Source organism: Noviherbaspirillum pedocola (assembly GCF_016632335.1).
Lineage (GTDB): Bacteria > Pseudomonadota > Gammaproteobacteria > Burkholderiales > Burkholderiaceae_D > Noviherbaspirillum_A > Noviherbaspirillum_A pedocola.
Genome location: NZ_JAEPBG010000002.1, coordinates 464,824 through 487,694, shown reverse-complemented (window position 1 = coordinate 487,694; position 22,871 = coordinate 464,824). Strand labels below are relative to the sequence as shown.

Below are 22,871 nucleotides of genomic sequence, written 5' to 3'. Positions count from 1 at the left end.
CACGGCAGCGGCTCACAAGCGCATCCGCGCTACCTACAATGCGCCGACAGTCCGCCATGCGCGCATTGCGCCGGCCGGATCCAGCCATGCATTCCATCAACCGCCATTCCACGGAGACCGTCCATGAGCCAATACCGCCCTCCCCTAAGCGATATCCGCTTCCTGCTGCAGCATGTGTTCGACATCGATGCGCACTCGCGCGCCACCGGCGCCAGCCTGGACCTGGACACGGCGCTGGCGATCGCCGAGGAAGCCGGCAGGCTCGCCAGCGACCGGATCGACCCAATCAACCGTGCCGGCGATGTGCACGGCGCCCGCTGGAAGGACGGCGAAGTCAGCACCGCGCCGGGTTTCGCCGATGCCTGGCGCGCCTTCCGCGAAGGCGGCTGGAGTGCGCTGCGCTTTCCGGAGGAATATGGCGGCCAGGGTTTGCCGATGGCGATATCCGCGGTCGTCGATGAAATGTGGCATGCGGCCAGCATCAGTTTCGCGCTGTGCCCGATGCTGACCAATGGCGCGGCCGAAGCCCTGCTCACGGCGGCAAGCGATACGCTGAAGGCGACCTACCTCGAGAAGCTGGTGTCCGGCGCCTGGACCGGCACCATGAACCTGACCGAGCCGCAGGCAGGGTCCGATCTGGCCGCGGTAAAAACGCGGGCGCTTGCGCAAGCCGACGGCAGCTATCGCATCCATGGCCAGAAGATCTTCATTACCTACGGCGAGCATGACATGGCCGAGAACATCATCCACCTGGTGCTGGCCCGCACGCCGGACGCGCCCGCCGGCGTCAAGGGCATCTCGCTGTTCGTGGTGCCGAAGTTCCTGGTTGGTACGGATGGCAGACTCGGTGCCCGCAACGATGTGCGCTGCGCTTCAATCGAGCACAAGCTTGGCATCCATGGCAGTCCGACCGCGGTGATGCTGTTCGGCGAGCACGAAGGCGCAATCGGTTATCTCGTCGGCGAAGAGAACCGCGGCCTGGAAACCATGTTCATCATGATGAACGAAGCCCGCTTCGCGGTCGGGCTGCAGGGACTGGCAATCTCGGAACGGGCCTACCAGCATGCCCTGGCCTACGCGCGCGAGCGCGTTCAGGGCAAAGCGCTCGGCGAAGACGGCAGCCAGGGAACGTCCATCCTGCGCCATCCCGATGTGCGACGCATGCTGCTCGGCATGCGCAGCCATATCGATGCGATGCGCGCGCTGGCCGTCTACGTCGCGATGCAAAAGGACATCGCCCATGCGCCGGACAACGACGCGGGCGAACGCGACGCAGCGCAGCGCCGCATGGAATTCCTCGTTCCCATCGTGAAAGGCTGGTTCACCGAGAATGCGCAGCACATCACCAGCGATGCGCTGCAGGTCTTCGGCGGCATGGGCTTCATCGAAGAAACCGGCGCGGCGCAGTATCTGCGCGACGCCCGCATCCTGACCATCTATGAAGGCACGACCGCGATCCAGGCCAACGACCTGGTCGGCCGCAAGACCTTGCGCGATGACGGCGCGACGGCGGCGGCGCTGCTCGATGCCATCGAAACGGACGCGCGCAGGCTCGAAGCGGTTGACGGCCGCGCGGCAGCCAGTCTGCGTGCGGCGCTGGCGCAATCGTGCGCGGCCTTGCGCGCGGCGCTGCTCTGGATGCGCGAAACCCAGGCTACCGATGCGCGCGCGGTGTATGCCGGCGCGGTGCCGTATCTCGAATGCTGGGGCTTGCTGTGCGGTGGCTGGATGCATGCGCGACGTCTGCTGGCTGCGACGACGCTCGCGGACGCGGGCACGCTGCCCGATGCCAGCGCCATGTCAGCCGGCTATTTCGCCGAGCATGCGCTCTCCCGCATCCCGGGACTGGCCGCCTCTATCATGTCCGGCGCATCGTTTGCGCTCCATTTCCCGGACAGCGCCTGGTAGTAGCTCGCCGCGGCACAGCCGGGCGGCGCATATCGCCGCCTGGCTTGCCAAGCCATGCATTTTGGCTCGCCGCGCAAGTGACGCCGATCGGCATACGGATTAAATTTCCTATTTGAAACATTACGGCAGCAGCCGACGATAAATAAAACCATGGAGACGGCCACCGCGCGGCGCGCGGACTTTCTCGCGTCCATTGGGCTTTCGGGCCCGCAATCTGAAGGGTGAAAGATGTTCAAGAGATTTTCCGTGCGCGCCAGCGTGGGCCGGCGCCTGCTGCTGCTGACGATGCTTGTGCTGATCGGTTTTGCCGCCGTCACAACCATGTCCCTGATCAAGCTGCGCACAGAGATGATGGCTGAACGGCGCGCCAAGGTGCAGAGCCTGGTCGATGGTGCAAGCAGCATTCTCGCCGCCGCACACAAGCAGCAGCTCGACGGCAAGCTCACCGAAGCGCAGGCCAAAAAGCTCGCCGTCGACAGCCTGCGCCAACTGCGCTATGAAGGATCGAATTACATCTTCATCTACGACACTGACTATGTGCGGGTGATGCTGCCTCCCGCTCCCGAGACCGAGGGAAAGCCTTACAAGGACCTTTCCGATGCCAGCGGCAAGCTGATGTTGCAGGAGATGATCCACCTCGCGGTATCGCAGGGCAGCGGCTTCATTGATTACACCTTTCCGCGCCCCGGGCAGACCGCCTTCGCGCCCAAAATCGCGTTCATACGTTATTTCCCCGCGTGGAAATGGATGCTGGGCACCGGGGTCTATGTCGACGACGTGGATGCGGCATTCTGGTCGGCCGCGCGCATTGACATCCTGATCGCGGTGGCTGTGCTCTGCGCGATCGGAACGGCCGCGACCCTGATCGCGCGCAGCATCGTCGCGCAGCTCGGCGGCGAGCCCGCCTATGCGGCAGCAGTGATGCGCCAGGTCGCTTCGGGTGACCTCACCGCGCGCATCGCGCTCAAACGCGGCGACCGCGGCAGCCTGCTGTCTCAGCTGCAGGCAATGATCGGCGAGTTGCGCCAGCTGCTTGGAGAAGTCCGCGATTCCGCATCCTCCATCGATGCCGCGAGCCGGGAAATCGCGCAGGGCAACAGCGATCTCTCCGTGCGTACCGAAAAGCAGTCCTCCAGCCTGGAAGCGACTGCATCGACGATGGAGGAGCTGACCGCGGCCGTGAACCGCAACTCCGGCAACTCCGGGAATGCGCGCGAGCTTGCGCAGCAGGCACACATGGTCGCCAGTGATGGCGGCGCTGTCGTCAGGGATGTCATCGCGACGATGGAAGCGATACGCTCCAGCTCCGATCGCATCGCCGACATCATCGGCGTCATCAATGGCATCGCCTTCCAGACCAATATCCTTGCGCTCAATGCCGCGGTGGAAGCGGCCCGTGCAGGCGAACAGGGCCGCGGCTTCGCGGTGGTCGCCGCCGAAGTGAGGCAACTGGCGCAGCGCTCATCCGCGGCTGCCACGGAAATCAGGGAGTTGATCGGAAGCTCGGTCGCACAGGTACGGGCGGGCAGCCGCCTCGTTGGCGATGCCGGCAGGACGATGGAAGAAATCCTCGCCAGCGTCACGCGGGTCAGCGAACTGGTCTCGGACATTGCAGGTGCTTCCGGGGAGCAGGCGCAGGGCATTGCCGACGTCAATGAAGCCATCAGCGCAATGGAGCAATCGACACAGCAGAATGCCGCCCTGGTGGAACAGGCCGCAGCCGCTTCGCTGAGCATGCAGGAGCAGTCCCGCAGCCTGCTGCACAAAGTGGAGGCTTTCACGCTGGATTGAGCGCGAGCCATCGTGGGCCTGCGTTGCCGGGCCGCGCATTTTGTCTCGGCACGCCAGCACTTTGGCCCCTTGCGCAACTGTCGCCATGATCCGCATTGATTAGAGTGGAGCAAAACACAAGGTCGGGCATTTGCCCGACCACACATCTGATCACATCGGAGGAGACAGCAATGAAGCATCGCCATCTGACCGGGCTTGGCGCCATGGCGCTCGCCGCAATCCTGCTCGCGGGCTGCGGCGGCAACGACGCCGATAATGCCCCCGAAGGGCGCACGACAAGCTACGGCCCCATCGTCGGCGTCAATGACGCAAGCGTATCCGGCACCTATTACTGGAAGGGCATCCCCTTCGCCAAGCCGCCGGTCGGCTCGCTGCGCTGGAAGCCCCCGGCGGAGCCCGATGCGTGGAGCCAGCCGCTGGCAACAAGCAAGTTCGGCAACGCCTGCATCCAGAACGGCCGCGTCTACGGCCCCGGGCTGAACAATACCTATGACGCGAGCATCGGCACCACGCTCAACACGCCGGTTGGCAGCGAAGACTGCCTGACGCTGAATGTCTGGCGGCCCGCTTCCGACACAAGCGGCCTGCCGGTCATCCTGTTCCTGTATGGCGGCAGCAATATCTCCGGCTACACCGCAGACCCGATGTATGACGGCGCCAACCTGGCCCGTACGGCGAATGCGGTCGTGGTGACGGCGAACTACCGGGTCGGCGTGTTCGGCTTCCTCAATCTCGCCCAGCTCAAGAACGGCACCGACCCGATTGCGGATTCGGGCAACTTCGCGCTGCTCGACAATGTGCAGGCGCTCAAATTCATCCAGTCGAACATCGCGGGCTTTGGTGGTGACAAGAACAACGTGACTGTCATGGGCCAGTCTGCGGGTGCCATCAACACATGGGCACTGCTGACCTCTCCATTGACCACAGGCCTGATGCACCGAGCCGCGCCGCTATCCGGCGGCATCTCACTCGCCTCGGAACTGCCATCCGGAACACTGCCGACGCTGAACCCCGCATCGACGTATGCCGCACAAGGCAATGCGCTGCTCTACAACCTGCTGATTGCCGACGGCAAGGCCACCGACACCGCATCGGCGCAGGCCTATGCGGCCACGCAAGGCAATGCGCAGATCGCTGATTACCTGCGTTCCAAGGATGCGAAGACGATACTCACCACCGTGCTGAGCAAGGGGCTCAACAGCTCGGGCCCGATTCCCGATGGCGCAGTGCTGCCGACCGACCCGGTCGCGGCGATCTCGGCCGGCAATTACCGCAGGATCCCGGTATTGGCCAGCAATACGGCGGAAGAGGGAAAACTGTTTCAATCGCTATTCGGCCTGCTGCCCGGGCACAAGCCGGGATTCATCATCTCGGATGCCGACCGTTTCGCGCTGATGATGAATTACCGACCGGATGCCCCGCCGGCGGTCGCCCTGTCTGACCTGATCGACCCGTCATATCTGCCGCCGGACACAGCGGCCACCGGTTACAACGCGACCGCAGCCTTCTTCACCACGAACTTCTTCGGCGCCAGCCGCGACAATGTGCTCAATGCGCTCAAGAGCCAGCAGTCCAATATCTGGTACTACCAGTTCAACTGGGCCCAGGAGCCCGCTCCCTGGAACGTGGTGTACGGTGCTGCGCATGCCTTCGACCTGCCCTTCATCTTCCGTACCTTCGGCCCTTCGCTGTTCTCGAATGTGATGAACAGCAGCGCCAATCAGCCCGGCCGCCTCGAATTGTCCGATGCGATGATGGCCTCGATCGCGGCCTTCGCAAAGAATGGCGATCCGAACAACGCGACGCTGGGCGTGCCGTGGCAACCCTGGCCGCGCAAGCTGATCTTCGATGCGACGCCGACCAAGCGTCAGATCAGCACGCAGTAATTCTTCCCGGCGCCCCCGATTGCGGGGCGCCATCCATCCGACGGCATCCTGGCCGCGGTGACTGGCGAGAGCCGGCGCCGCGCAGGACCGCCGCATCCCTGCCTTACCATCAAGAGGAACCCATCCATGAAGCTGAAAACCATCGCGCTCGCCGCCATCGCCGCGCTCGTGCCCGCCCTGCCCGCCGCGGCACAACAGGGCAAGATTTCCGACGATGTCGTGAAGATCGGCGTGCTCACCGACATGTCGGGACTGTATTCCGACCTCAGCGGCGAAGGCTCGGTGACCGCAGCGAAAATGGCGGTCGAAGACTTCGGCGGCAAGGTGCTCGGCAAACCGATCGAAGTCATCTCCTCGGATCACCAGAACAAGTCCGACATCGCCGCCGCCCGCGCGCGCGAATGGTTCGATGCCCAGAAGGTCGACATGATCACGGATCTCGTCACGTCCAGCACCGCGCTAGCCGTGGTCGACGTCGCGCACAAGAAGAACCGCATCGCCATCGTCAATGGCGCCGGATCAAGCAAGCTCACCAATGAAAACTGCACGCCCAACAGCATCCTGTATTCCTGGGATACCTATGCGCTGGCCAATGGCACCGCCAATGCCGTCGTGAAGCAGGGCGGCGACTCGTGGTACTTCCTGACCGCCGATTACGCCTTCGGCCAGTCGCTTGAGAAAGATGCGGGCAACGTGGTGAAGGCCAACGGCGGCAAGGTGCTCGGCGCATCGCGCCATCCGCTCAATGCATCCGACTTCTCTTCCTTTCTGCTGAGCGCGCAGACATCGGGCGCGAAGGTGATCGCGCTGGCCAATGCCGGCGGCGACACCGACAACGCGATCAAGGCGGCGCGCGAGTTCGGCATTACCAAGTCCGGCAAGCAGAGCCTGGCGGCGCTGCTGCTGACCATCAACGATGTGCATAGCGTCGGTTTGGAGACAGCCCAGGGACTGTATGCCACCGATGCGTTCTACTGGGACTACAACGATGAGACGCGCGCCTGGTCCAAGCGCTTCTACGCCAAAATGCACAATCGCAAGATGCCCAACATGATCCATGCCGGCGTGTACTCGTCCACCATCCACTACCTGAAGGCGGTGCAGGCCGCCGGCACGGATGAAGCCGGCGCTGTGATGGCGAAGATGCGGGAAATGCCGGTGAATGACTTCTTTGCGAAGAACGGCAGGATCCGGGCTGATGGACGCATGGTCCACGACATGTACCTGGTACAGATCAAGAAGCCGTCGGAGTCGAAGGGACCCTGGGACTACTACAACATCAAGGCAGTCATTCCCGGCGACCAGGCCTTCCAGCCGCTGTCACAGAGCACCTGCCCGCTTGTGAAGAAATAAGGCATCCCTCTTGAGGAACCAGGCGCTCATGCAATGAGCGCCTGGTTCCTTCCGCGCCGCTTCGCTTCGTAGAGCGCGTGGTCGGCGCGGCGGAACACGGCGTCGTCACCCTCCTCCCTTCGGTAAGCAGTCACCCCGATTGACGCAGTCAGCTCCATGCCCGGCGCGATGCGTGCCCATGGATAATGCGCGACCGCGCGGCAGATGCGCTCAACGGGTTGAATGGCCTGCTCGCTCGTGGCGTCCTGCAGCAGCAGCACGAATTCGTCGCCACCATAGCGGGCCAGATAATCCACTGCCCGCATTTCACGCAGCGCCAATGAGGCAAACACCTGGATGGCCTGGTCGCCGACCGCATGCCCGTATCGATCGTTGACTGCCTTGAAGTGATCCAGATCGAGCACCGCCATGCAGAAGGGCATACCGGTCCGGTCGGACTCGGCGCAGCGTGCGCGCAGCCGCCGCGTGAAAGCCCTGCGGTTTCCTGCGCCGGTCAGCTCATCGGTAACGGTCAATTCCTCCAGCCTGCGCATCGCCTCTTCGAGCTCGGCAGTGCGTTGCGCCACGAGCCGCTCGAGGTGGCGGCGGTGTCCGACGAGCTCGCGCTCCAGCGCGTCGCGCGCCGTGATATCGCGCACCACGGCGATCAGCAGCTCCTCGCCATTGGCATCGAAGGCAGCAAGCGACGCCTCGACCAGCAACACACCGCCATCCTTCATGCGCATGCGCGTGGTGATGAACAGGCTGCCCTGTTCGCGCAGGCGCGCTACCGCGGAATTTCTGTCGACCGGATCCACCCAGAGGTCGATGTCCGAGGAGCTGCGACCGATGACTTCATCGCGCCGGTATCCCGTCATCCTTTCGAAACCCGGATTGACGTCGAGATAGATGCCCGTCTCCAGCGTTGAAAACGTTGCGTAATCCGGCGTCGCATGAAAGATCCGTCGATATTTTTCCGCTTCGGATGCGCCGCAAGCCTGGTCGATGGAATGCATGGCGGTTCTTGTCCCGTTTGATTCGTTATTGTTCAGCCGTATAGAAACTCATGAATACGCAGCGCATGTACATGCTGTTTGCCGATGGGGCTCTGCGACTGTTGGCGAAATGCAAGCCCTATCATAGCGCTCTGCTGCGCCTGCTCCTAGCGGCGTGCGCGTAATCATGCGGCATGAGGCGCGTGAACGGGACGTATGGCTCGATTCGCCATTCGATTGGCCGCGAAAGACAGTTGGGCGCCCACGATCCGCTTCTACAATGATCCGCATCGCTCATGCGGCCTTATGGCTGCATGAAGCCCCGGAGACATAACGGATCGGTCCGCCTACAAGGATCGGCGGAGAAGATCATGAGCGACACGATATTGGAGACGAAGCACTTGACGAAAGAGTTCAAGGGTTTCACCGCCGTCAATGACGTCAACCTGCGTGTGCAACGCGGTCATATCCATGCCCTGATCGGCCCGAACGGCGCCGGCAAAACCACCTGCTTCAATCTCCTTACCAAATTCCTCGTTCCCACGGCGGGACAAATCCTGTTCAACAACCGCGATATTACTGCGGCCAAGCCGGCACAGATTTCCCGTCAGGGCATCATCCGCTCCTTCCAGATTTCCGCCGTCTTTCCGCACATGACCGTGATGGAAAACGTACGCATCGGCCTGCAGCGTGCGCTCGGCACCTCGTTTCATTTCTGGAAGAGCGAACGTAGCCTGGCGCGCCTGAACGACCGCGCCATGGAACTGCTCACGCAGGTGGACCTGGAAAGCTTCGCCGACACGATGACCGTCGATCTGCCGTACGGCCGCAAGCGCGCGCTGGAGATTGCCACCACGCTGGGCATGGAGCCCGAGCTGATGCTGCTCGACGAGCCGACCCAGGGCATGGGTCACGAAGACGTGTCCCGCGTCACCGAGCTGATCAAGCGGGTATCGGCCGGCCGCACGATCCTGATGGTGGAACACAACATGAACGTGGTGTCCGGCATCTGCGATCGCATCTCGGTGCTGCAGCGCGGCGCCATGCTGGCCGAAGGCACCTATGCGGAGGTGTCGGCCAATCCGCAGGTCATGGAAGCCTACATGGGCACCAGCAGCGGCGTGCTCGAAGGCGCGCATTGATCAACAGCCTGGCGGCCGCTCGCCGCCTTTGGAATCGATATGGAAAAAGCGCTAGAAGTCGCTGACTTGCACGCTTGGTACGGCGAGTCGCACATCCTGCATGGCCTCAGCTTTTCGGTCGACAAGGGCGAAGTCGTGACGCTCCTGGGCCGAAATGGCGCTGGCCGCACCACGACGCTGCGCGCGATCATGGGCTTGACCGGTGCACGTCGCGGGTCGATCAAGATCAACGGCCGCGAGTCGATTGGCCTGCCCACGTACAAGGTCGCCCATCTCGGCCTGGGTTACTGCCCGGAAGAGCGCGGCATCTTTTCTTCGCTGTCGACGGAGGAAAACCTGATGCTGCCGCCGATGGTGTCCAAGACCGATCGCGGCATGTCGATCGAGGAAATCTACGAAATGTTTCCGAATCTGGCTGAGCGGCGCCACAGCCAGGGCACACGCCTGTCCGGTGGCGAGCAGCAGATGCTGGCGGTGGCGCGCATCCTGCGCACCGGCGCGCGCTTGCTGCTGCTCGACGAGATTTCCGAAGGCCTGGCGCCGGTGATCGTGCAGACGCTGGCGCGCATGATCACCACGCTGAAGGAGAAGGGCTACACCATCGTGATGGTGGAACAGAATTTCCGTTTCGCCGCGCCGCTGGCGGACCGGTTTTATGTGGTGGAGCACGGGGAGATCGTGGAAACCTTCGCTGCATCGCAGTTGCAAGCCAAGATGCCGGTATTGAACGAATTGCTCGGGGTCTGACGCAGCGCACAGAAGATGGCATCAAACCATTCATCAAAGGAGAAGACAGTGGATCTCAAGGCAACAACAGTGATCGCAAGTCCGCGCTTGCAGAGCCGTCAGGGCATGTGAAGCGCAATGGAAATTTTCGGCATACCGCTGCAGGCGCTGTTGAGCCAGCTGTTGCTCGGCCTGGTCAATGGATCATTCTATGCAATGCTCTCGCTGGGCCTGGCGGTGATCTTCGGCCTGCTCAACGTCATCAACTTCGCGCATGGCGCCCTGTACATGATGGGCGCATTCATCGCATGGATGGGTCTGAACTATTTCGGCATCAATTACTGGGTGATGTTGATCCTGGCGCCCGTCCTGGTCGGCATCTTTGGCATCGTGATCGAAAAAACGATGCTGCGCTGGTTGTACAAACTGGATCACCTGTACGGGCTGCTGCTGACCTTCGGCATCACGCTGATGCTTGAAGGCCTGTTCCGTTCCTTCTACGGTGTCTCGGGGCAGCCGTATTCGGTGCCGGACGGCTTGGGCGGCGCCACCAATCTCGGTTTCATGATCCTGCCGAACTACCGTGCATGGGTCGTGGTCGCCTCGCTTGCCGTGTGCTTCGTCACCTGGTTCGTGATCGAGAAAACCAAGCTGGGCGCCTATCTGCGCGCCGGAACCGAGAACCCGAAGATGGTGGAAGCCTTTGGCGTGAATGTGCCGCTGATGGTGACGCTGACCTACGGCTTCGGCGTGGCGCTTGCCGCGTTCGCCGGCGTGCTGGCCGCGCCGGTGATCCAGGTGTCGCCGCTGATGGGGTCGAACCTGATCATCACCGTCTTTGCCGTGGTCGTCATCGGCGGCATGGGTTCGATCATGGGTTCCATCCTGACCGGTCTCGGGCTCGGCATCATTGAGGGATTTACCCGCGTGTTTTATCCGCAGCTGTCGGCAACCGTGGTCTTCATCATCATGGCAATCGTGCTGATGTTCCGTCCCGCCGGCCTGTTCGGCAAAGAAAAGTGATCGGAGTTTTGTGATGAACAAGCAAGTCGGCTATGGCATCGCGCTGATCGCGGCGATCGTTGCGCCCTTTTTCCTGTACCCGGTATTCCTGATGAAGGTGCTGTGCTTTTCGCTGTTCGCCTGCGCCTTCAATTTGCTCATCGGTTACACGGGTCTCTTGTCCTTCGGCCACGCCGCGTTTCTCGGTGGCGCCGGCTATCTCACCGGCTATCTGCTGCGCGACATGGGCTTGCCGGTGGAAGTCGGCATTTTGCTCGGTACCGCCTTCGCTGCGGCCATCGGTTATGTGATGGGCTTGCTGGCGATCCGGCGCCAGGGCATCTACTTCACGATGATTACGCTGGCGCTGGCGCAGATGCTGTATTTCGTGTTTCTGCAGGCGCCGTTCACCGGTGGGGAAGATGGATTGCAGGGCATACCGCGCGGCAGGCTGTTCGGCTTCATCAATCTGGAGAACGACATCACGATGTACTTCTTCGTGCTGGTCCAGCTGGTGGCGGCGTTTGCGATGATCGTGCGTATCATTCATTCGCCATTCGGGCAAGTGCTCAAGGCGGTAAAGGAAAACGAGCCGCGCGCGATTTCGCTGGGTTACGACGTAGACAAGTACAAGCTGCTGGCCTTTGTACTGTCTGCGGCGATGTCCGGGCTGGCGGGTTCGACGAAGTCGGTGGTACTCGGTTTCGAGACCCTGACCGATGCGCACTGGGCGATGTCGGGCCTGGTGGTGCTGATGACGCTGGTCGGCGGGCTGGGCACCGTAGTGGGGCCGATCGTTGGCGCGATCCTGATCGTGTCGTTGGAAAACAAGCTTGGCGATCTGGGCAGCTTCCTCGCCGGGCTGACGAAAATCGATTGGTTCAACACGCTGGGCGATTCCGTCACCATCGTTACCGGCTTTATCTTCATCGTGTGCGTGCTGGCATTCCGGCGCGGCATCGTTGGAGAGATCATGGCGCGTTCCACCGCTCTTCTGCGGAAAGGTGGGCAGCAGAATACGGAAATTCGCGCTGCCGCAGGCCAGGTACTCGCTGCTACCGATGCAGCACGACCGGATTGAGAAAGGTCAGGAAAGCAGGCGCTTGGCGAATCACAGGAGACCGTTCGGACTTATCCAGGTTCGAGGACAAGTGTTATATGGACCGTCCCTTCGGATGTACGCGCCTTCATTGGCCATCCACAACGCCGAAACACGCCGAGCATGGCGGAATTATGAGGAAGGACTTCGGCAGTGAATTTCCTGATTCCCTTGGCACGCGCGATTTTTCCAAGATGGCTCAGCAGGCAGCTTGAGATACCTTGCCTTTGGTAATCTTCTTCCACAATCATCGCCACCTCAGCAGCATCTTGCGCCACCCGGACATAGAGTCCGGACGCGATCGCAATTTCCCGCCCATCTCGAATGATGGTGCAGAGTAGCCTGACGCAGGTTTCAAAATCGGTATCCCTGAAGCGCTGGAGTTCTGCAGCAGTGATTTCCTTTTTTGGACCAAAAAAGCGCATGTAAATGGAGTTGGCTTCCAGTTTCCCAAATGCCTCGACAAGACGTTCCATATCATCGGGATGCGCTGCCCTGATGACCACCTCCTGACCGCTGCGCAATTGTTCCTTTTCGTAGTATCGCTGTGCGTCCATGGTTGCATGCCGCGACTCTTGAATGGAGCAAGGCGGGCGGAAACTGCATTAAAGCCCCGCGTCTGGGAAATTAATCAGCTTGCCCCCTGAAGCACACTTCGACTATTGGACTTCAGTCCAACATGAGGGACGACAGGAATTCCTTCCGATCTTCCGAGCGGCCGCGCCGGATGTTTGCTGTACGTCCGATTGCGAGGACATTTAATAGACCTTATCAGCATTCGAACATTCGGTTATGGCCGAGACTGTGTGAAAGCGTGAGGGCTCAATAGCCCTGTCAGTCATAAACAGCGGATCAGAACTTATACTGCATGCGCAATCCTATATTGCTGATCGAGCCATTTGAGCTATTTCCATTTCTCCCTTCGAATTTACCGAAATATTCATATTCCAGCCGCGACGAGAAATTTTCAGTCCATTTATGGCCGATAGCGAGACCCGCCAGCACGTCGGTTTTGTCGCTGCCACCGATTTCGAACGTAGTTCCGCGAACATTGACATCGGTGTTGTCGATATGATTGCTTGAAACGCCGAGTTTGCCGCGCAGGAACCAGGTAGGGGCGAACATGTAAGTGCCCGTACCGGAGATACCCCATTGATACGCTTTGATATCCGGCGTTCTCACCGTAGTGCCGCGCGATGTCACCGTACCGCTGCGGCTGCCAAGGTCGGTGTATTGCAGTTCGACGCCCCACACTTCCGTGAATTGATAACCGCCATTTATCTGCCCGGTGGTTTCGCTGTCGTCAAATCCCGTGGTGCTATAGGGAACACCTCTTACACTGCCAGACTGATCGCCGCTAATACGGGATTGACCAAGACCGGCCCCAATGTAGAAACCAGGCCTGAAGCCTGGCGATTGCGCTGTCGCTGGCGCTGCGACTGCTGTAGCGGCCAGTGCTGCCATAACGAAAACCAGATTGCGATTTTTCATGCCGCATACCCCTCTATTGATATAAGTGGAAATCGCTGCTTTATCGTTTGATGCACAGGTTGAACTTGAAATGCGACGCAAATGGAGCGAAGGAGCGCGCTATATATGATCGCTCGATATATCCAATAGCATTGCCGCAGGAAACCATTACCAATACACATTAGCCTCGTATATTTCTTTCATTGAGAAGCCAGTGCAATAAGATGTCGATTCGAATACATATTCTCCTACTCGAAATCCGAAGGTATTTAGCGAATATCAAGAGCTCTGCGGTATGAATTCATGGCGTTTCCAAGGCAGCCATATTTTGTCAAACCATTTCAGAACCGAAATGCAATGCTCAGTTAATGGAGCGAAATCGCCTATCTCCTCACCAGCATGTCGGGGGCCGGTAATCCCTTTAATCCGGCCGCGCCAATAACGCATGTATGGCTCAAGCACCTTGCCAATCCATTCGAACGACAGACGCGACTGCGCTGGCCATCCAGCTTCGGAACTTTGCGATCCGGCGATCCGCACCACGCCGCTACCGGACCGGTAATGCAAAAAACCCGCCTCAGCGCACATGGGTTTCCAACCATCCGGGACCGGGATCGAAGCGCTGCGTTTGCAGTGCCCGTTCCTGCGTTTCCGGACCGAGGTCGGCCTGGTAGATCTTGCCGTCCTGGTTGACGATGAAACTCATGATTCCCGAATTGCCATAGCGCGCCGGATAGGCAATGACGGCGAAGCCGCCAATCGCTCTGCCTTTCACCGCGTAGTCGTAGGCGCCGGAAACGGCATGGCTGCCCTGCCCTTGCAGCATGCGATAGAAATAGCCGTGATAAGGCGATGGCCCTTCACCCTTGCGCTCGTATCCTTCGCTGCTCGCCTGCGCTACCAGCTCGCCAAGCGGGCTCGGCGTATCGCCAGGCTGCGTTGGCCAATAGAGTCCGTCGTGCCGCCCCGGGCTGCTCGCGAATTTCTGCGCATAGGCCCGCAGTCCGTCCCCATTGCGGTCTTCTGCCGCGTACTCCTGCTGCGCCGCGACGATCGCACGCAACACCCGGATCGTGCTCAACTCGTTTTCGCCGATGCGCCGCCTGAGCATTTCCTCCTTGCCCGCAGCGGTATCGAAGCGCCAGCGCCCCTGCTCGCGCACCAGCGGAAAGGCGAAGGGAAAACGCTCGCTGCCGATCACCAGGTCAGCACTGCCCTCGTGAAGCTCGATGGCATGCTGCGTCTCATAGTGGGCGACAAAGCGTGCGACAGCCTGGCGGTCAGCGGTTTCATCGCCGGAAGACATCCACTCTGCGGCATCCGGGCCCAATATCGAGAGCACGGCATCGCGGTCATTCGCCTTCGCCACCTTGATCAAGGCCTGCGCCGCTTCCTGCGGCGAAGCGAAGTTGCGCTGCGCATCGACGGCATGCGCGAGCAGCGCGATGCATGCGCAGAGGGCTACGATTCCCCGCCAGCCTTTGCGTTTTGCGTTGTCGCTGCCACGCCTGGCGTCCATTGCGTTCTCCTCCTTACCTATCCAACGCGCTATCAGCGCCGGCCGCCGCCGCCGCGGCCACCTCCGAATCCACCGCCGCTCCCGGCAGCGCGTGAGCCGCCGAAGTTGCCTGAGGCGCGCGCGCTGTTCAGGCTCGACGCGCCACGGCTGCTGTAATCGCGCGTCTGCGTGCCGCGCCTGGTATCGAAAGCTGAGGCATTGTGCATGCCGCTGCTGAAGTTGCCGCCAGCGCTGCTGCCGCTGCGCCTGTCAGCGCCTGCTACGGCGTTGCCGCGCCCACCGACGCCGCCAGGTCCACCGACGCCACCGGGGCTGCCGACGCCACCGACGCCGCCTATGCCACCCGCGCCGCCAACACCGCCAACTCCGCCGGCGTTGCGCCTCTGTGTCCCGCCTGGAGCCGTGTCCGTGCGGCCGCGATAGCGCTGGTCGCGCGCGGCGGCGCTGGGCGGCTGCGTGCGGCCGTAACGTTGCGCCACCTGCTGGCTGCGATACGGCACCGCGCCGCGATGGGCGGCGTTGTGCGACCAGGTCCGGTTCTGCACATTGCTGCGGTTGAAGCTGTTGTAGCGCTGGGTGTTGATGTTGACGCTGCCGCCATGCCAGTCGCAGTTGCCCCACAAGGCGCTGCCGACGATGGCGCCAGCGGCAAAGCCGAAGAACATCGCGCCCGCGGTATAGCCGGGTGGGTAGTACGCATAAGGCGGATAGGCGGGATACGGCCAGCCGCCATAGACCGTGGTCGGGTTATAGGTGGGCACGTACACTACCTCCGGATTGGCCGGCTCGATGCGAACCACGGTCTGACCGGCGGCAGACTCGGTTTTGACCAGCTGCTCGCTGGAGCTGACAAGCTGGCCCTGGTCCATTGCGCGCTTGCGCAGTCGCTGCGCCGCAGCCAGCACTTCCTTTTCCTGCGCGAGGAACGCGTCCCCCAGTTTCTGGGTCCAGTCGATCTGCTCGCTCATCATCTGCAGCACCTGAGGGAAGGCAGCGAGCGACTTGACCGCGGGATCCCAGGGCAAGGGCTGCAGCGCGTCTTCGAGCGCCTTGTCCTTCAGGCCAGGATTGGCCTTCACCCAGCGTTCGGCCTGCACGACTTCCAGCGGATACGTCGAGGCCATCAGCACTCCCACGAGCAAGGCATCCGGGTAGAGCGCAATCGGCGCGAGCAAGGCTTCGATCTCCTGCGGCGAGAAGCTCGCGCGCGCGGCGCTTACCTGCGGCGATGCCTGCGCCATCGACCAGAGTGGCGCAAGCGCCAGGGCAAGCGGCAGCAGGCTGACGGCAATAAGCCTCTGGATGTTCATCGAATGTTTTCATTTCCGACAGAGATGCGGTGCCGCAAAAGCCGTAACACCGCCACGATGCGCGCCATGTTATGCCGCGCACAGCGCCGCTGCGATGGGACCTTGGTCCAATGCTGCGTCCGCCGGCCATGGCCTCTTCAGGAATGCGATGCGGCAGCAGGCAGGCGGATCGGGCCAAGGGCGCATATCCCTTTCGCGGCAGGCACTCTATCCTCATTTCGAAGCCACCGGTCAGGCTGACTTTTTTCAGCAAACAAGGAGTTCACCATGAAGCTGCAAGACAGGATCTGCCTCATTACGGGCGCGGCCAGCGGCATCGGCAAGGCGATCGCGTCGCGCTATGCCGGCGCAGGCGGCCGGGTCGTCGTTGCCGACCTGAACCGGGAAGCCGCGCAAGCCGCGGCCGATGAAATCAAAAGAGGCGATGGCAAGGCCATGGCGGTCGGCATGGATGTCGGCGACGAGGAGCAGGTGCAGGCCGCGGTCGATGAAGTCGTCGCTGCCTGGGGCGGGGTCGATGTGCTGGTGAGCAATGCGGGCATCCAGATCATTCATCCGATCGAAGCTTTTCCCTTTGCGGACTGGAAAAGGATGCTGGCTATTCATCTGGATGGGGCTTTCCTTACCACCCGCGCCTGCTGGCCGCACATGAAGGCCTCGGGAAGAGGCGGCAGCATTCTGTACATCGGCTCGGTGCATTCCAAGGAAGCTTCGATGCTCAAGTCTGCCTATGTCACCGCCAAGCATGGCCTGATCGGGCTGGCCAAGACGGCGGCAAAGGAAGGCGCGCCGCACGGCATACGCGCCAATGTGATTTGCCCGGGCTTCGTGCGCACGCCGCTGGTGGAAAAGCAGATTCCCGAGCAAGCCAGGGAACTGGGCATCAGCGAGGAAGACGTCGTGAAGAAGCTGATGCTGAAGGAAACCGTGGATGGCGAGTTCACCACCATGGAAGACGTCGCCGAAATCGCGCTGATGTTTGCCGCCTTTGGCTCGAATGCGCTGACCGGGCAATCGCTGGTGGTCAGCCATGGCTGGTTCATGCAGTAGAGGCCATTGATTAGCCGCCATTTCATGACAGTGGCGGCATGGGCACAAGCACGCAGGCAGTCACGGCTGCGAAGGAACCGTCATTCGCAGGGCTCTGCGTGCATGTCTTACGTTGCGGTTTCCCGCATGAGCGCGGCAAGCGCAAATGTCCGGTGCGAATTCCTGGAAACGTTTCCGCCAAAACCTGTCCAATGCCAATGACAGGCTTCGTAACCATCGAGCGGAGATGAACATGAGCAGCAAGACAGAAGACAGCGACGATCTGCGTCGCCAGACCATTCATGATTTCAGGGAGTGCGTCAACATGAGCGCCGCCGAACTCGAAAAATGGCTGGCCAGCGATGATTCCAGGCGCGTGGGACAAAAGCATGGCGATGCGGAATCGGTTGGCCACCACTCAGGTCGGCGCATTGTCGAGCTGCTGCATCGTCCCAACAGGGAGTTGAGCGAGGATGACCTCGCGCACATGCGCAAGGTCATCGGCTATATCCATCGCCATCTGGCGCAAGGGCCGACCAAGAGCGATCCGGCAACGAGCGATTGGCGCTATTCGCTCATGAATTGGGGACATGACCCGCAGAAGTCCTGATGTCCCGGCAGCTCGCAGCCTCATGTCCATCAAGCACGGCAAGCTCAGACCGCCTGTGCCTCCTCATCCGGTGACACCGGACGGACGTTACTTCGTTGTAGCGGGCCGTCTCTGGCGCATGAGCGATCCCGCGCTTGATCCGGAGATCAGGCAACAACTGGTTGATCGGCTGATGGATGCGCGCAGAAGGATAGCCGCGGCGAAGAAGGCTGGCGATGGCGAAGCCGAGCGGCGAGCGCGCGCCACCGTGGATGAAACGAAGCGCTCGCTGGGAGAACGCGGACCGGTGTGGTGGACCGATGGCGCTCCGGACTTCAACCGCCGACTCGTCACCAATACGCCCTACGCGGATTGGTATGCCGCGTCGTCCCAAGGTCCGGCATGAGATCGCCTGCAACAGGGCCTGATCGATGATGTCTGCGCGCTTGCAATGCAGTGGTGCCGGCCGAGGAAGAGCCGGCACCGCCGCATCGTGACGCAGACATGGCTTGCTGCGATTACTTCAGGGCAAAGCTCAGCAGCCCCGGCGTCGCGTTCGCGCAGTTGCCGCAGCCTTGCGGCGCAACGCCCGAGGACACGGGCACGAAAGCCTTCGCGGTGACCGGATCCACGGTTACCGAATGCGCACTGTTCCCGGTCTGCAGCGTCGCCACGATGGCATGGGTGTTGGCATCGATGACGGCCAGCATCGGATTACACGTCGAGGAGGAGCTGCAGACACCGCTTGTCGCCGCGGTGCCGCCCGAAGTCCAGCGGCCCGCCGCGTTGTAGTAGCGGTTGGTGGCAGCGTCGTACACGATGTCGCCGCCGCCGCCGGCGTTCACCGAGGCAATCAGATTGCCATTCGTACGGTCCAGGATCTGCACCAGCAGCGATGCGCCACTCGTCGTTTCACGGCAGCCGACGGCAACGCGATTGCTCGGACCAAGCGCCAGGCCGGTCGGGTCGCAGTTGCCCAATGCATAGGCGCGCAGGCCGGCGAGATCGGTGTAATTCACGGTGCCGCCGCTCGGAATCGCGCGCAGGGAGGCGCCAGGCAGGGCGACGAGCTCGCCATGCGGATTGGCGGTGGTGCCGGCATTGTTGACATAGAGCGTGTCCGCGGCCGCGTCAAACTGGCAGGCTCCCAGTCCGGCGGAACGCGCGCCGCTCGCATCGGTAAAGCTGATCGTGCCCACCACCACCTGGGTGGTCGTATCGATCATCGTCAGATAAGGCGTGGCCGCTTCGGGAGTCGCGATGACGAACAGATTGTGCGCCGTGTCTACGCAAGCCTTGTTCGCGCGCTTGCCCTGCGCGCCGACCGGTATCGTCTTGACGACTTGCTGGCTGGCCGGATCGACGATTTTCACCGAATTGACGTCGCCTACATACAGCAGATTGCCTACTGCATAAACGCCACTCGGTCCCGAAATCGTGTCGTCCGGCGCGCCGCTGGTGGATCGCAGGCCCGTGAACGCATTCGCGCCCGAACCCTTGATCTGGGATAGCAGATTGCTGGTCGCCGTATCGAACACATCGATCGCGGCATTGTTGCGGTCGGCGAGGTAGTAACGGTTGCCCAATACAGCGCCGGTGCCGAAACGGAAATCGGTGCCGTTCACGATATTGGTGACCAGTTTCGTCGGAGGCAGCCAACGCAGACCGCTGGCGGAATTGTCGGTACTGCCGCCGCAGCCAGCGAGTACAGCCGCGGCCGCGAGGCAGGAAATCAGAGAGGAACGCATAGCAATGTCACCGTGAATTGGGAAGTCAGTCGGGCTTGGATTGTGCCAATACGACGCCGGAGGGCGCGTGGATTATCGGCAAGCGGGACGAAAAATATCAGGTGCCACGCGTAAAGTCATGCAAAGTCTTGTAAAGACCGAAATTTTTGCCATGCCGGCGACGGCGTCAAGCCGCGCGTAACGCCGCCGGCCGGGGCTGGCGATGCGCGCATCTCAGGCTCACGCACATCAGCATGCCTTTTCGAACCGCTCAGGCAGGCGGCTCAACGGCAGCCGCCCGTAGTCATGAGCCCGCCCTGACCGGCCGAAATGGCGGGGTCCGACAGGCAGGCTTGCGCGGATAGGTGGCGAGCACCATCATCGGCTCGGGCGCTGCCAGGAAGGCTCGGATGCGCTGCTCAGTGGCTCGTGCCGCCGGATGTTCCCGAGGTGCCGCCGCCAGACATGCCGCCCGAAGAGCCGGCGCCGCTGCCCATGTCACTTGATGATCCGCCTGAAGTGCCTCCCGAAGTGCCGCCCGACATGCCGCCGCCCGACATGCCGCTGGAGGATCCGCCTGCGCCGCCGCTGCCCGACATGCTGCTCGATGAGCCGCCGGAGGAACTGTTGCTCGCATCGTTGCCTGGCATGCGGCGATGCGACTTCGACGACTTGCCGTGCATGTCGCCACTTCCTGTCGAGCCGCTCGTGCCCGAATCGCCGCTGCTCATCGAGCTCGAACCACCCGAGCTTCCCGAGGCGCCACCGGGCGAGGATTGCGCGTAAGCGCTGCCTGCTGCGCCGACTGCAGCCATCAGCAGGGTTATCAATAGCTTGTTCATCACGACCTCTCCATGCGGGTTGTAAAGGATGGAAACACCAGGCATGCCGCTGCAAACGATGCTGCCGGTATGGCTTAGAAGCGCGAGGCTGGGCGAGTTCAACGCAGGGTTTGTTCCGAAGCATGCCGCCTGCTTGCCGCCTGCTTGCCGCGAGTGATTGGTCCCGACCAGCGCATGGCCGGTGGGCGCGGCAATGTCGATACGAAACTCACCGCAACGATGAGCATTAGCGCGGCTGCAAGCCTTGCCGCAGGAAGTCCACGCAGGTGCGTATCTTCGCCGAGCGCATCAGCCGCGGCGGATAGACAGCCCACACATTGGCATCCTGCCGGTATTCCGGCAGCACGACGACCAGCTCGCCGCGCTCGATGCGCGGCCCGGCATCCCACATCGAGCGCAGCACGATGCCCCCGCCCTGCAGCGCCCACTGCAGCACGATCTCGCCATTGTTGGACGACAGCGGGCCGGTCACCTTCACCGTTTCCTCGCCGGCATTGCTGCGCAGCCGCCATACGCCGAAAGGATGGTCGCGTTCACGGATGACCAGGCAATCGTGGTTGGCCAGTTCCTGCACGCTGCGCGGCATGCCGCGGCGCTCGAGATACTGCGGCGCCGCGCACAGCACACGATGGTTGGAAAAGAGTGGCCTGGCGATCAGGTGCGAGGCGATCTCGTCGCCGACGCGAATGTCGAGATCAAAGCCTTCGCTGTCGATGTCGATGAGCCTGTCGAAGACTTCAAAGCGCAACTGCAGCGCCGGATACGCCTGCGCCAGCTCGGCAATCACCGGCGCCACCCGCTTGCGGCCAAAGCCGAAACTGCTGCAGATGCGCAGCGCGCCGCTGGGCGTGCGCTGCGAGGAAGACACATCGTCGTAAAGCCGGTCGATATTGTCGAGGATGGTCTGCGCCCAGGCGTAGACGCGCTCGCCTTCTTCGGTGATCACGACGCGGCGGCTGGTACGGTGCAGCAGCTTGACGCCAAGATCGGCTTCAAGGGTGTTGATGCGCTTGCTGATGTAGGCGGCCGACATGCCGAGTTCGCGGGCGGCGCCGGCAAAGCTCGACTTGCGGGCCACGAGCACGAAGACGCGCAGGTCGGCATTGGAGAGACTGTCGTTCACGGAGCGTGCATGGTCGATTCACAATTTTCGGTATTGTAAATGGAACGGTTTGGCCTATAGTGACGCGCTGTGAAAGCCATCGGCTCGCACCGTTCGCAGGCAATGCTCCTGCCCAACTCCAACAGGCTATCGACTCATGAAGACACACAGAATCGCGGTTATCGCCGGCGACGGCATCGGCAAGGAAGTCATGCCCGAAGGCTTGCGCGCGGTGCAGGCAGCAGCGCGCAAATTTCAGATCAATCTCGAGTTCACTACCTTCGAATGGGCCAACTGCGATTACTACGCGCAGCACGGCCAGATGATGCCGGACGACTGGTTCGAGCAACTGAACGGCTTCGAGGCCATCTACTTCGGCGCGGTGGGCTGGCCGGCGACGGTGCCCGACCATGTGTCGCTGTGGGGCTCGCTGATCAAGTTCCGCCGCGACTTCGATGAATACGTGAACCTGCGCCCGGTGCGCCTGATGCCCGGCGTGCCCTGCCCACTGGCCAACAAGAAGCCCGGCGACATCGATTTCTACGTGGTGCGCGAAAACACCGAAGGCGAATATTCATCGGTGGGCGGCCGCATGTTCGCCGGCACCGAACGCGAATTCGCGGTGCAGCAATCGCTGTTCAGCCGCCATGGCACCGACCGCGTGCTGAAGTATGCCTTCGAGCTTGCGCAGAAGCGTCCGAAGAAGCATCTGACCTCGGCCACCAAGTCCAACGGCATCTCGATCACGATGCCTTACTGGGACGAGCGCGTCGAAGAAGTGGCGAAGTCCTACGCTGACGTGAGCTGGGACAAGTACCACATCGATATCCTGTGCGCCCGCTTCGTGATGAGCCCCGAGCGCTTCGACGTGGTGGTGGCATCGAATCTGTTCGGCGACATCCTGTCCGACCTCGGCCCGGCCTGCACCGGCACCATCGGCATCGCGCCTTCGGCGAACCTGAATCCGGAGCGCAAGTTCCCGTCGCTGTTCGAGCCGGTGCATGGTTCCGCGCCGGACATCTACGGCAAGAACATTGCCAACCCGATCGCGATGATCTGGTCCGGCGCGATGATGCTCGACTTCCTCGGCCGGGGCGACGCCAACTACACTGCGGCGCATGACGCAATTCTTGCGGCCATCGAAAAGTCGCTGACTTCCGGCCTCAGAACGCCGGACCTGGGCGGCACGGCCAATACCACCGAAGTCGGCCAGGCGATCGCCGCGGCGATTTGAGACGGCGCATCCGCCTGGAAAATGCGTAGGTTGGGCTGCCAAGCCCAACATGAAGTTCGATCCCGTGCGGACTTCTGTAGGGCTTCCTTCGGTAGGTTGGGCTGCCAGGCCCAACATAAAGCTCGATACCGCGCAAACTCCCGTCGGGCTTCTTCGTAGGTTGGGCCG

At 61.8% G+C, this 22,871-nt stretch carries 20 protein-coding genes; 12 read left to right on the top strand and 8 right to left on the bottom strand.

Going from position 1 to position 22,871, the window contains the following annotated elements; translation table 11 throughout:
• The first annotated feature begins 123 nt into the window (after nucleotides 1–123).
• The 4 genes from JJB74_RS07365 to JJB74_RS07350 all read left to right on the top strand — a co-directional run bounded on the left by JJB74_RS07365 (nucleotide 124) and on the right by JJB74_RS07350 (nucleotide 6,938).
• Nucleotides 124–1,908, top strand: a complete 1,785-nt coding sequence (locus JJB74_RS07365; protein ID WP_200591165.1) for an acyl-CoA dehydrogenase — start codon at nucleotides 124–126, stop codon at nucleotides 1,906–1,908.
• A 228-nt stretch (nucleotides 1,909–2,136) separates the two neighbouring features.
• Nucleotides 2,137–3,699 (top strand): methyl-accepting chemotaxis protein, encoded by a 1,563-nt coding sequence (locus JJB74_RS07360; protein ID WP_200591164.1) that lies wholly within the window; start codon nucleotides 2,137–2,139, stop codon nucleotides 3,697–3,699.
• A 170-nt stretch (nucleotides 3,700–3,869) separates the two neighbouring features.
• On the top strand, nucleotides 3,870–5,585 hold the full coding sequence (locus JJB74_RS07355; RefSeq protein WP_200591163.1) for a carboxylesterase/lipase family protein: 1,716 nt from the start codon (nucleotides 3,870–3,872) through the stop codon (nucleotides 5,583–5,585).
• Nucleotides 5,586–5,711: 126 nt separating this feature from the next.
• Complete coding sequence (locus tag JJB74_RS07350) at nucleotides 5,712–6,938, top strand: ABC transporter substrate-binding protein (RefSeq protein WP_200591162.1); 1,227 nt, start codon at nucleotides 5,712–5,714, stop codon at nucleotides 6,936–6,938.
• A 26-nt stretch (nucleotides 6,939–6,964) separates the two neighbouring features.
• On the opposite strand, the gene JJB74_RS07345 is transcribed toward JJB74_RS07350, so the two are convergent.
• Nucleotides 6,965–7,933 (bottom strand): sensor domain-containing diguanylate cyclase, encoded by a 969-nt coding sequence (locus JJB74_RS07345; protein WP_200591161.1) that lies wholly within the window; start codon nucleotides 7,931–7,933, stop codon nucleotides 6,965–6,967.
• A gap of 350 nt (nucleotides 7,934–8,283) precedes the next feature.
• On the opposite strand from JJB74_RS07345, the gene JJB74_RS07340 reads away from it, so the two are divergent.
• The 4 genes from JJB74_RS07340 (at nucleotide 8,284) to JJB74_RS07325 (ending at nucleotide 11,863) form a co-directional block, all read left to right on the top strand.
• Nucleotides 8,284–9,054, top strand: a complete 771-nt coding sequence (locus tag JJB74_RS07340) for an ABC transporter ATP-binding protein (protein ID WP_200591160.1) — start codon at nucleotides 8,284–8,286, stop codon at nucleotides 9,052–9,054.
• A 39-nt stretch (nucleotides 9,055–9,093) separates the two neighbouring features.
• Nucleotides 9,094–9,801, top strand: coding sequence for an ABC transporter ATP-binding protein (locus JJB74_RS07335; RefSeq protein WP_200591159.1), 708 nt, complete (start codon nucleotides 9,094–9,096; stop codon nucleotides 9,799–9,801).
• 117 nt (nucleotides 9,802–9,918) lie between these two features.
• The gene (locus tag JJB74_RS07330; protein ID WP_200591158.1) at nucleotides 9,919–10,803 is read left to right on the top strand and encodes a branched-chain amino acid ABC transporter permease; all 885 of its coding nucleotides are present in this window, start codon (nucleotides 9,919–9,921) and stop codon (nucleotides 10,801–10,803) included.
• Nucleotides 10,804–10,816: 13 nt separating this feature from the next.
• On the top strand, nucleotides 10,817–11,863 hold the full coding sequence (locus JJB74_RS07325) for a branched-chain amino acid ABC transporter permease (RefSeq protein WP_200591157.1): 1,047 nt from the start codon (nucleotides 10,817–10,819) through the stop codon (nucleotides 11,861–11,863).
• 50 nt (nucleotides 11,864–11,913) lie between these two features.
• On the opposite strand, the gene JJB74_RS07320 is transcribed toward JJB74_RS07325, so the two are convergent.
• From JJB74_RS07320 to JJB74_RS07300, 4 genes are all read right to left on the bottom strand, one after another.
• Nucleotides 11,914–12,438, bottom strand: coding sequence for a GNAT family N-acetyltransferase (locus JJB74_RS07320; RefSeq protein WP_200591156.1), 525 nt, complete (start codon nucleotides 12,436–12,438; stop codon nucleotides 11,914–11,916).
• Nucleotides 12,439–12,733: 295 nt separating this feature from the next.
• The gene (locus JJB74_RS07315) at nucleotides 12,734–13,372 is read right to left on the bottom strand and encodes an outer membrane protein (protein WP_200591155.1); all 639 of its coding nucleotides are present in this window, start codon (nucleotides 13,370–13,372) and stop codon (nucleotides 12,734–12,736) included.
• 556 nt (nucleotides 13,373–13,928) lie between these two features.
• Nucleotides 13,929–14,870 carry a DUF2950 domain-containing protein gene (locus JJB74_RS07305; protein ID WP_200591153.1) on the bottom strand — a complete coding sequence of 314 codons (942 nt, stop codon included), beginning with the start codon at nucleotides 14,868–14,870 and terminating at the stop codon, nucleotides 13,929–13,931.
• Nucleotides 14,871–14,902: 32 nt separating this feature from the next.
• Nucleotides 14,903–16,180 (bottom strand): DUF3300 domain-containing protein, encoded by a 1,278-nt coding sequence (locus tag JJB74_RS07300; protein ID WP_200591152.1) that lies wholly within the window; start codon nucleotides 16,178–16,180, stop codon nucleotides 14,903–14,905.
• 267 nt (nucleotides 16,181–16,447) lie between these two features.
• Here JJB74_RS07300 and JJB74_RS07295 point away from each other — a divergent pair, with 267 nt between their 5' ends.
• The 3 genes from JJB74_RS07295 (at nucleotide 16,448) to JJB74_RS07285 (ending at nucleotide 18,204) form a co-directional block, all read left to right on the top strand.
• Nucleotides 16,448–17,230, top strand: coding sequence for a 3-hydroxybutyrate dehydrogenase (locus JJB74_RS07295; RefSeq protein ID WP_200591151.1), 783 nt, complete (start codon nucleotides 16,448–16,450; stop codon nucleotides 17,228–17,230).
• 232 nt (nucleotides 17,231–17,462) lie between these two features.
• Nucleotides 17,463–17,819 carry a DUF3140 domain-containing protein gene (locus JJB74_RS07290; protein ID WP_200591150.1) on the top strand — a complete coding sequence of 119 codons (357 nt, stop codon included), beginning with the start codon at nucleotides 17,463–17,465 and terminating at the stop codon, nucleotides 17,817–17,819.
• 22 nt (nucleotides 17,820–17,841) lie between these two features.
• A complete protein-coding gene (locus tag JJB74_RS07285; protein ID WP_234484022.1) occupies nucleotides 17,842–18,204 on the top strand; it encodes a hypothetical protein in 363 nt (120 codons plus the stop codon).
• A gap of 112 nt (nucleotides 18,205–18,316) precedes the next feature.
• On the opposite strand, the gene JJB74_RS07280 is transcribed toward JJB74_RS07285, so the two are convergent.
• The 3 genes from JJB74_RS07280 to JJB74_RS07270 form a co-directional block, all read right to left on the bottom strand.
• Complete coding sequence (locus JJB74_RS07280; protein WP_200591149.1) at nucleotides 18,317–19,546, bottom strand: YncE family protein; 1,230 nt, start codon at nucleotides 19,544–19,546, stop codon at nucleotides 18,317–18,319.
• 398 nt (nucleotides 19,547–19,944) lie between these two features.
• Nucleotides 19,945–20,367 carry a hypothetical protein gene (locus JJB74_RS33650; RefSeq protein ID WP_200591148.1) on the bottom strand — a complete coding sequence of 141 codons (423 nt, stop codon included), beginning with the start codon at nucleotides 20,365–20,367 and terminating at the stop codon, nucleotides 19,945–19,947.
• Nucleotides 20,368–20,593: 226 nt separating this feature from the next.
• Entirely contained in the window at nucleotides 20,594–21,490 is an 897-nt protein-coding gene (locus JJB74_RS07270; RefSeq protein WP_200591147.1) for a LysR substrate-binding domain-containing protein, read from the bottom strand.
• Between the two features lie 136 nt (nucleotides 21,491–21,626).
• On the opposite strand from JJB74_RS07270, the gene JJB74_RS07265 reads away from it, so the two are divergent.
• The gene (locus tag JJB74_RS07265) at nucleotides 21,627–22,703 is read left to right on the top strand and encodes a tartrate dehydrogenase (RefSeq protein WP_200591146.1); all 1,077 of its coding nucleotides are present in this window, start codon (nucleotides 21,627–21,629) and stop codon (nucleotides 22,701–22,703) included.
• Nucleotides 22,704–22,871: the final 168 nt, after the last annotated feature.

Bases quoted from the DNA above. Each gene is read 5' to 3' on its own strand.
- JJB74_RS07355 (WP_200591163.1), top strand. From the start codon at position 3,870: ATGAAGCATCGCCATCTGACCGGGCTTGGCGCCATGGCGCTCGCCGCA.
- JJB74_RS07320 (WP_200591156.1), bottom strand. From the start codon at position 12,438: ATGGACGCACAGCGATACTACGAAAAGGAACAATTGCGCAGCGGTCAG.
- JJB74_RS07265 (WP_200591146.1), top strand. From the start codon at position 21,627: ATGAAGACACACAGAATCGCGGTTATCGCCGGCGACGGCATCGGCAAG.
- JJB74_RS07335 (WP_200591159.1), top strand. From the start codon at position 9,094: ATGGAAAAAGCGCTAGAAGTCGCTGACTTGCACGCTTGGTACGGCGAG.
- JJB74_RS07280 (WP_200591149.1), bottom strand. From the start codon at position 19,546: ATGCGTTCCTCTCTGATTTCCTGCCTCGCGGCCGCGGCTGTACTCGCT.
- JJB74_RS07305 (WP_200591153.1), bottom strand. From the start codon at position 14,870: ATGGACGCCAGGCGTGGCAGCGACAACGCAAAACGCAAAGGCTGGCGG.
- JJB74_RS07365 (WP_200591165.1), top strand. From the start codon at position 124: ATGAGCCAATACCGCCCTCCCCTAAGCGATATCCGCTTCCTGCTGCAG.
- JJB74_RS07285 (WP_234484022.1), top strand. From the start codon at position 17,842: ATGTCCATCAAGCACGGCAAGCTCAGACCGCCTGTGCCTCCTCATCCG.
- JJB74_RS07330 (WP_200591158.1), top strand. From the start codon at position 9,919: ATGGAAATTTTCGGCATACCGCTGCAGGCGCTGTTGAGCCAGCTGTTG.
- JJB74_RS07345 (WP_200591161.1), bottom strand. From the start codon at position 7,933: ATGCATTCCATCGACCAGGCTTGCGGCGCATCCGAAGCGGAAAAATAT.
- JJB74_RS07290 (WP_200591150.1), top strand. From the start codon at position 17,463: ATGAGCAGCAAGACAGAAGACAGCGACGATCTGCGTCGCCAGACCATT.
- JJB74_RS07300 (WP_200591152.1), bottom strand. From the start codon at position 16,180: ATGAACATCCAGAGGCTTATTGCCGTCAGCCTGCTGCCGCTTGCCCTG.
- JJB74_RS07350 (WP_200591162.1), top strand. From the start codon at position 5,712: ATGAAGCTGAAAACCATCGCGCTCGCCGCCATCGCCGCGCTCGTGCCC.
- JJB74_RS07315 (WP_200591155.1), bottom strand. From the start codon at position 13,372: ATGAAAAATCGCAATCTGGTTTTCGTTATGGCAGCACTGGCCGCTACA.
- JJB74_RS07295 (WP_200591151.1), top strand. From the start codon at position 16,448: ATGAAGCTGCAAGACAGGATCTGCCTCATTACGGGCGCGGCCAGCGGC.
- JJB74_RS07340 (WP_200591160.1), top strand. From the start codon at position 8,284: ATGAGCGACACGATATTGGAGACGAAGCACTTGACGAAAGAGTTCAAG.
- JJB74_RS07325 (WP_200591157.1), top strand. From the start codon at position 10,817: ATGAACAAGCAAGTCGGCTATGGCATCGCGCTGATCGCGGCGATCGTT.
- JJB74_RS33650 (WP_200591148.1), bottom strand. From the start codon at position 20,367: ATGAACAAGCTATTGATAACCCTGCTGATGGCTGCAGTCGGCGCAGCA.
- JJB74_RS07360 (WP_200591164.1), top strand. From the start codon at position 2,137: ATGTTCAAGAGATTTTCCGTGCGCGCCAGCGTGGGCCGGCGCCTGCTG.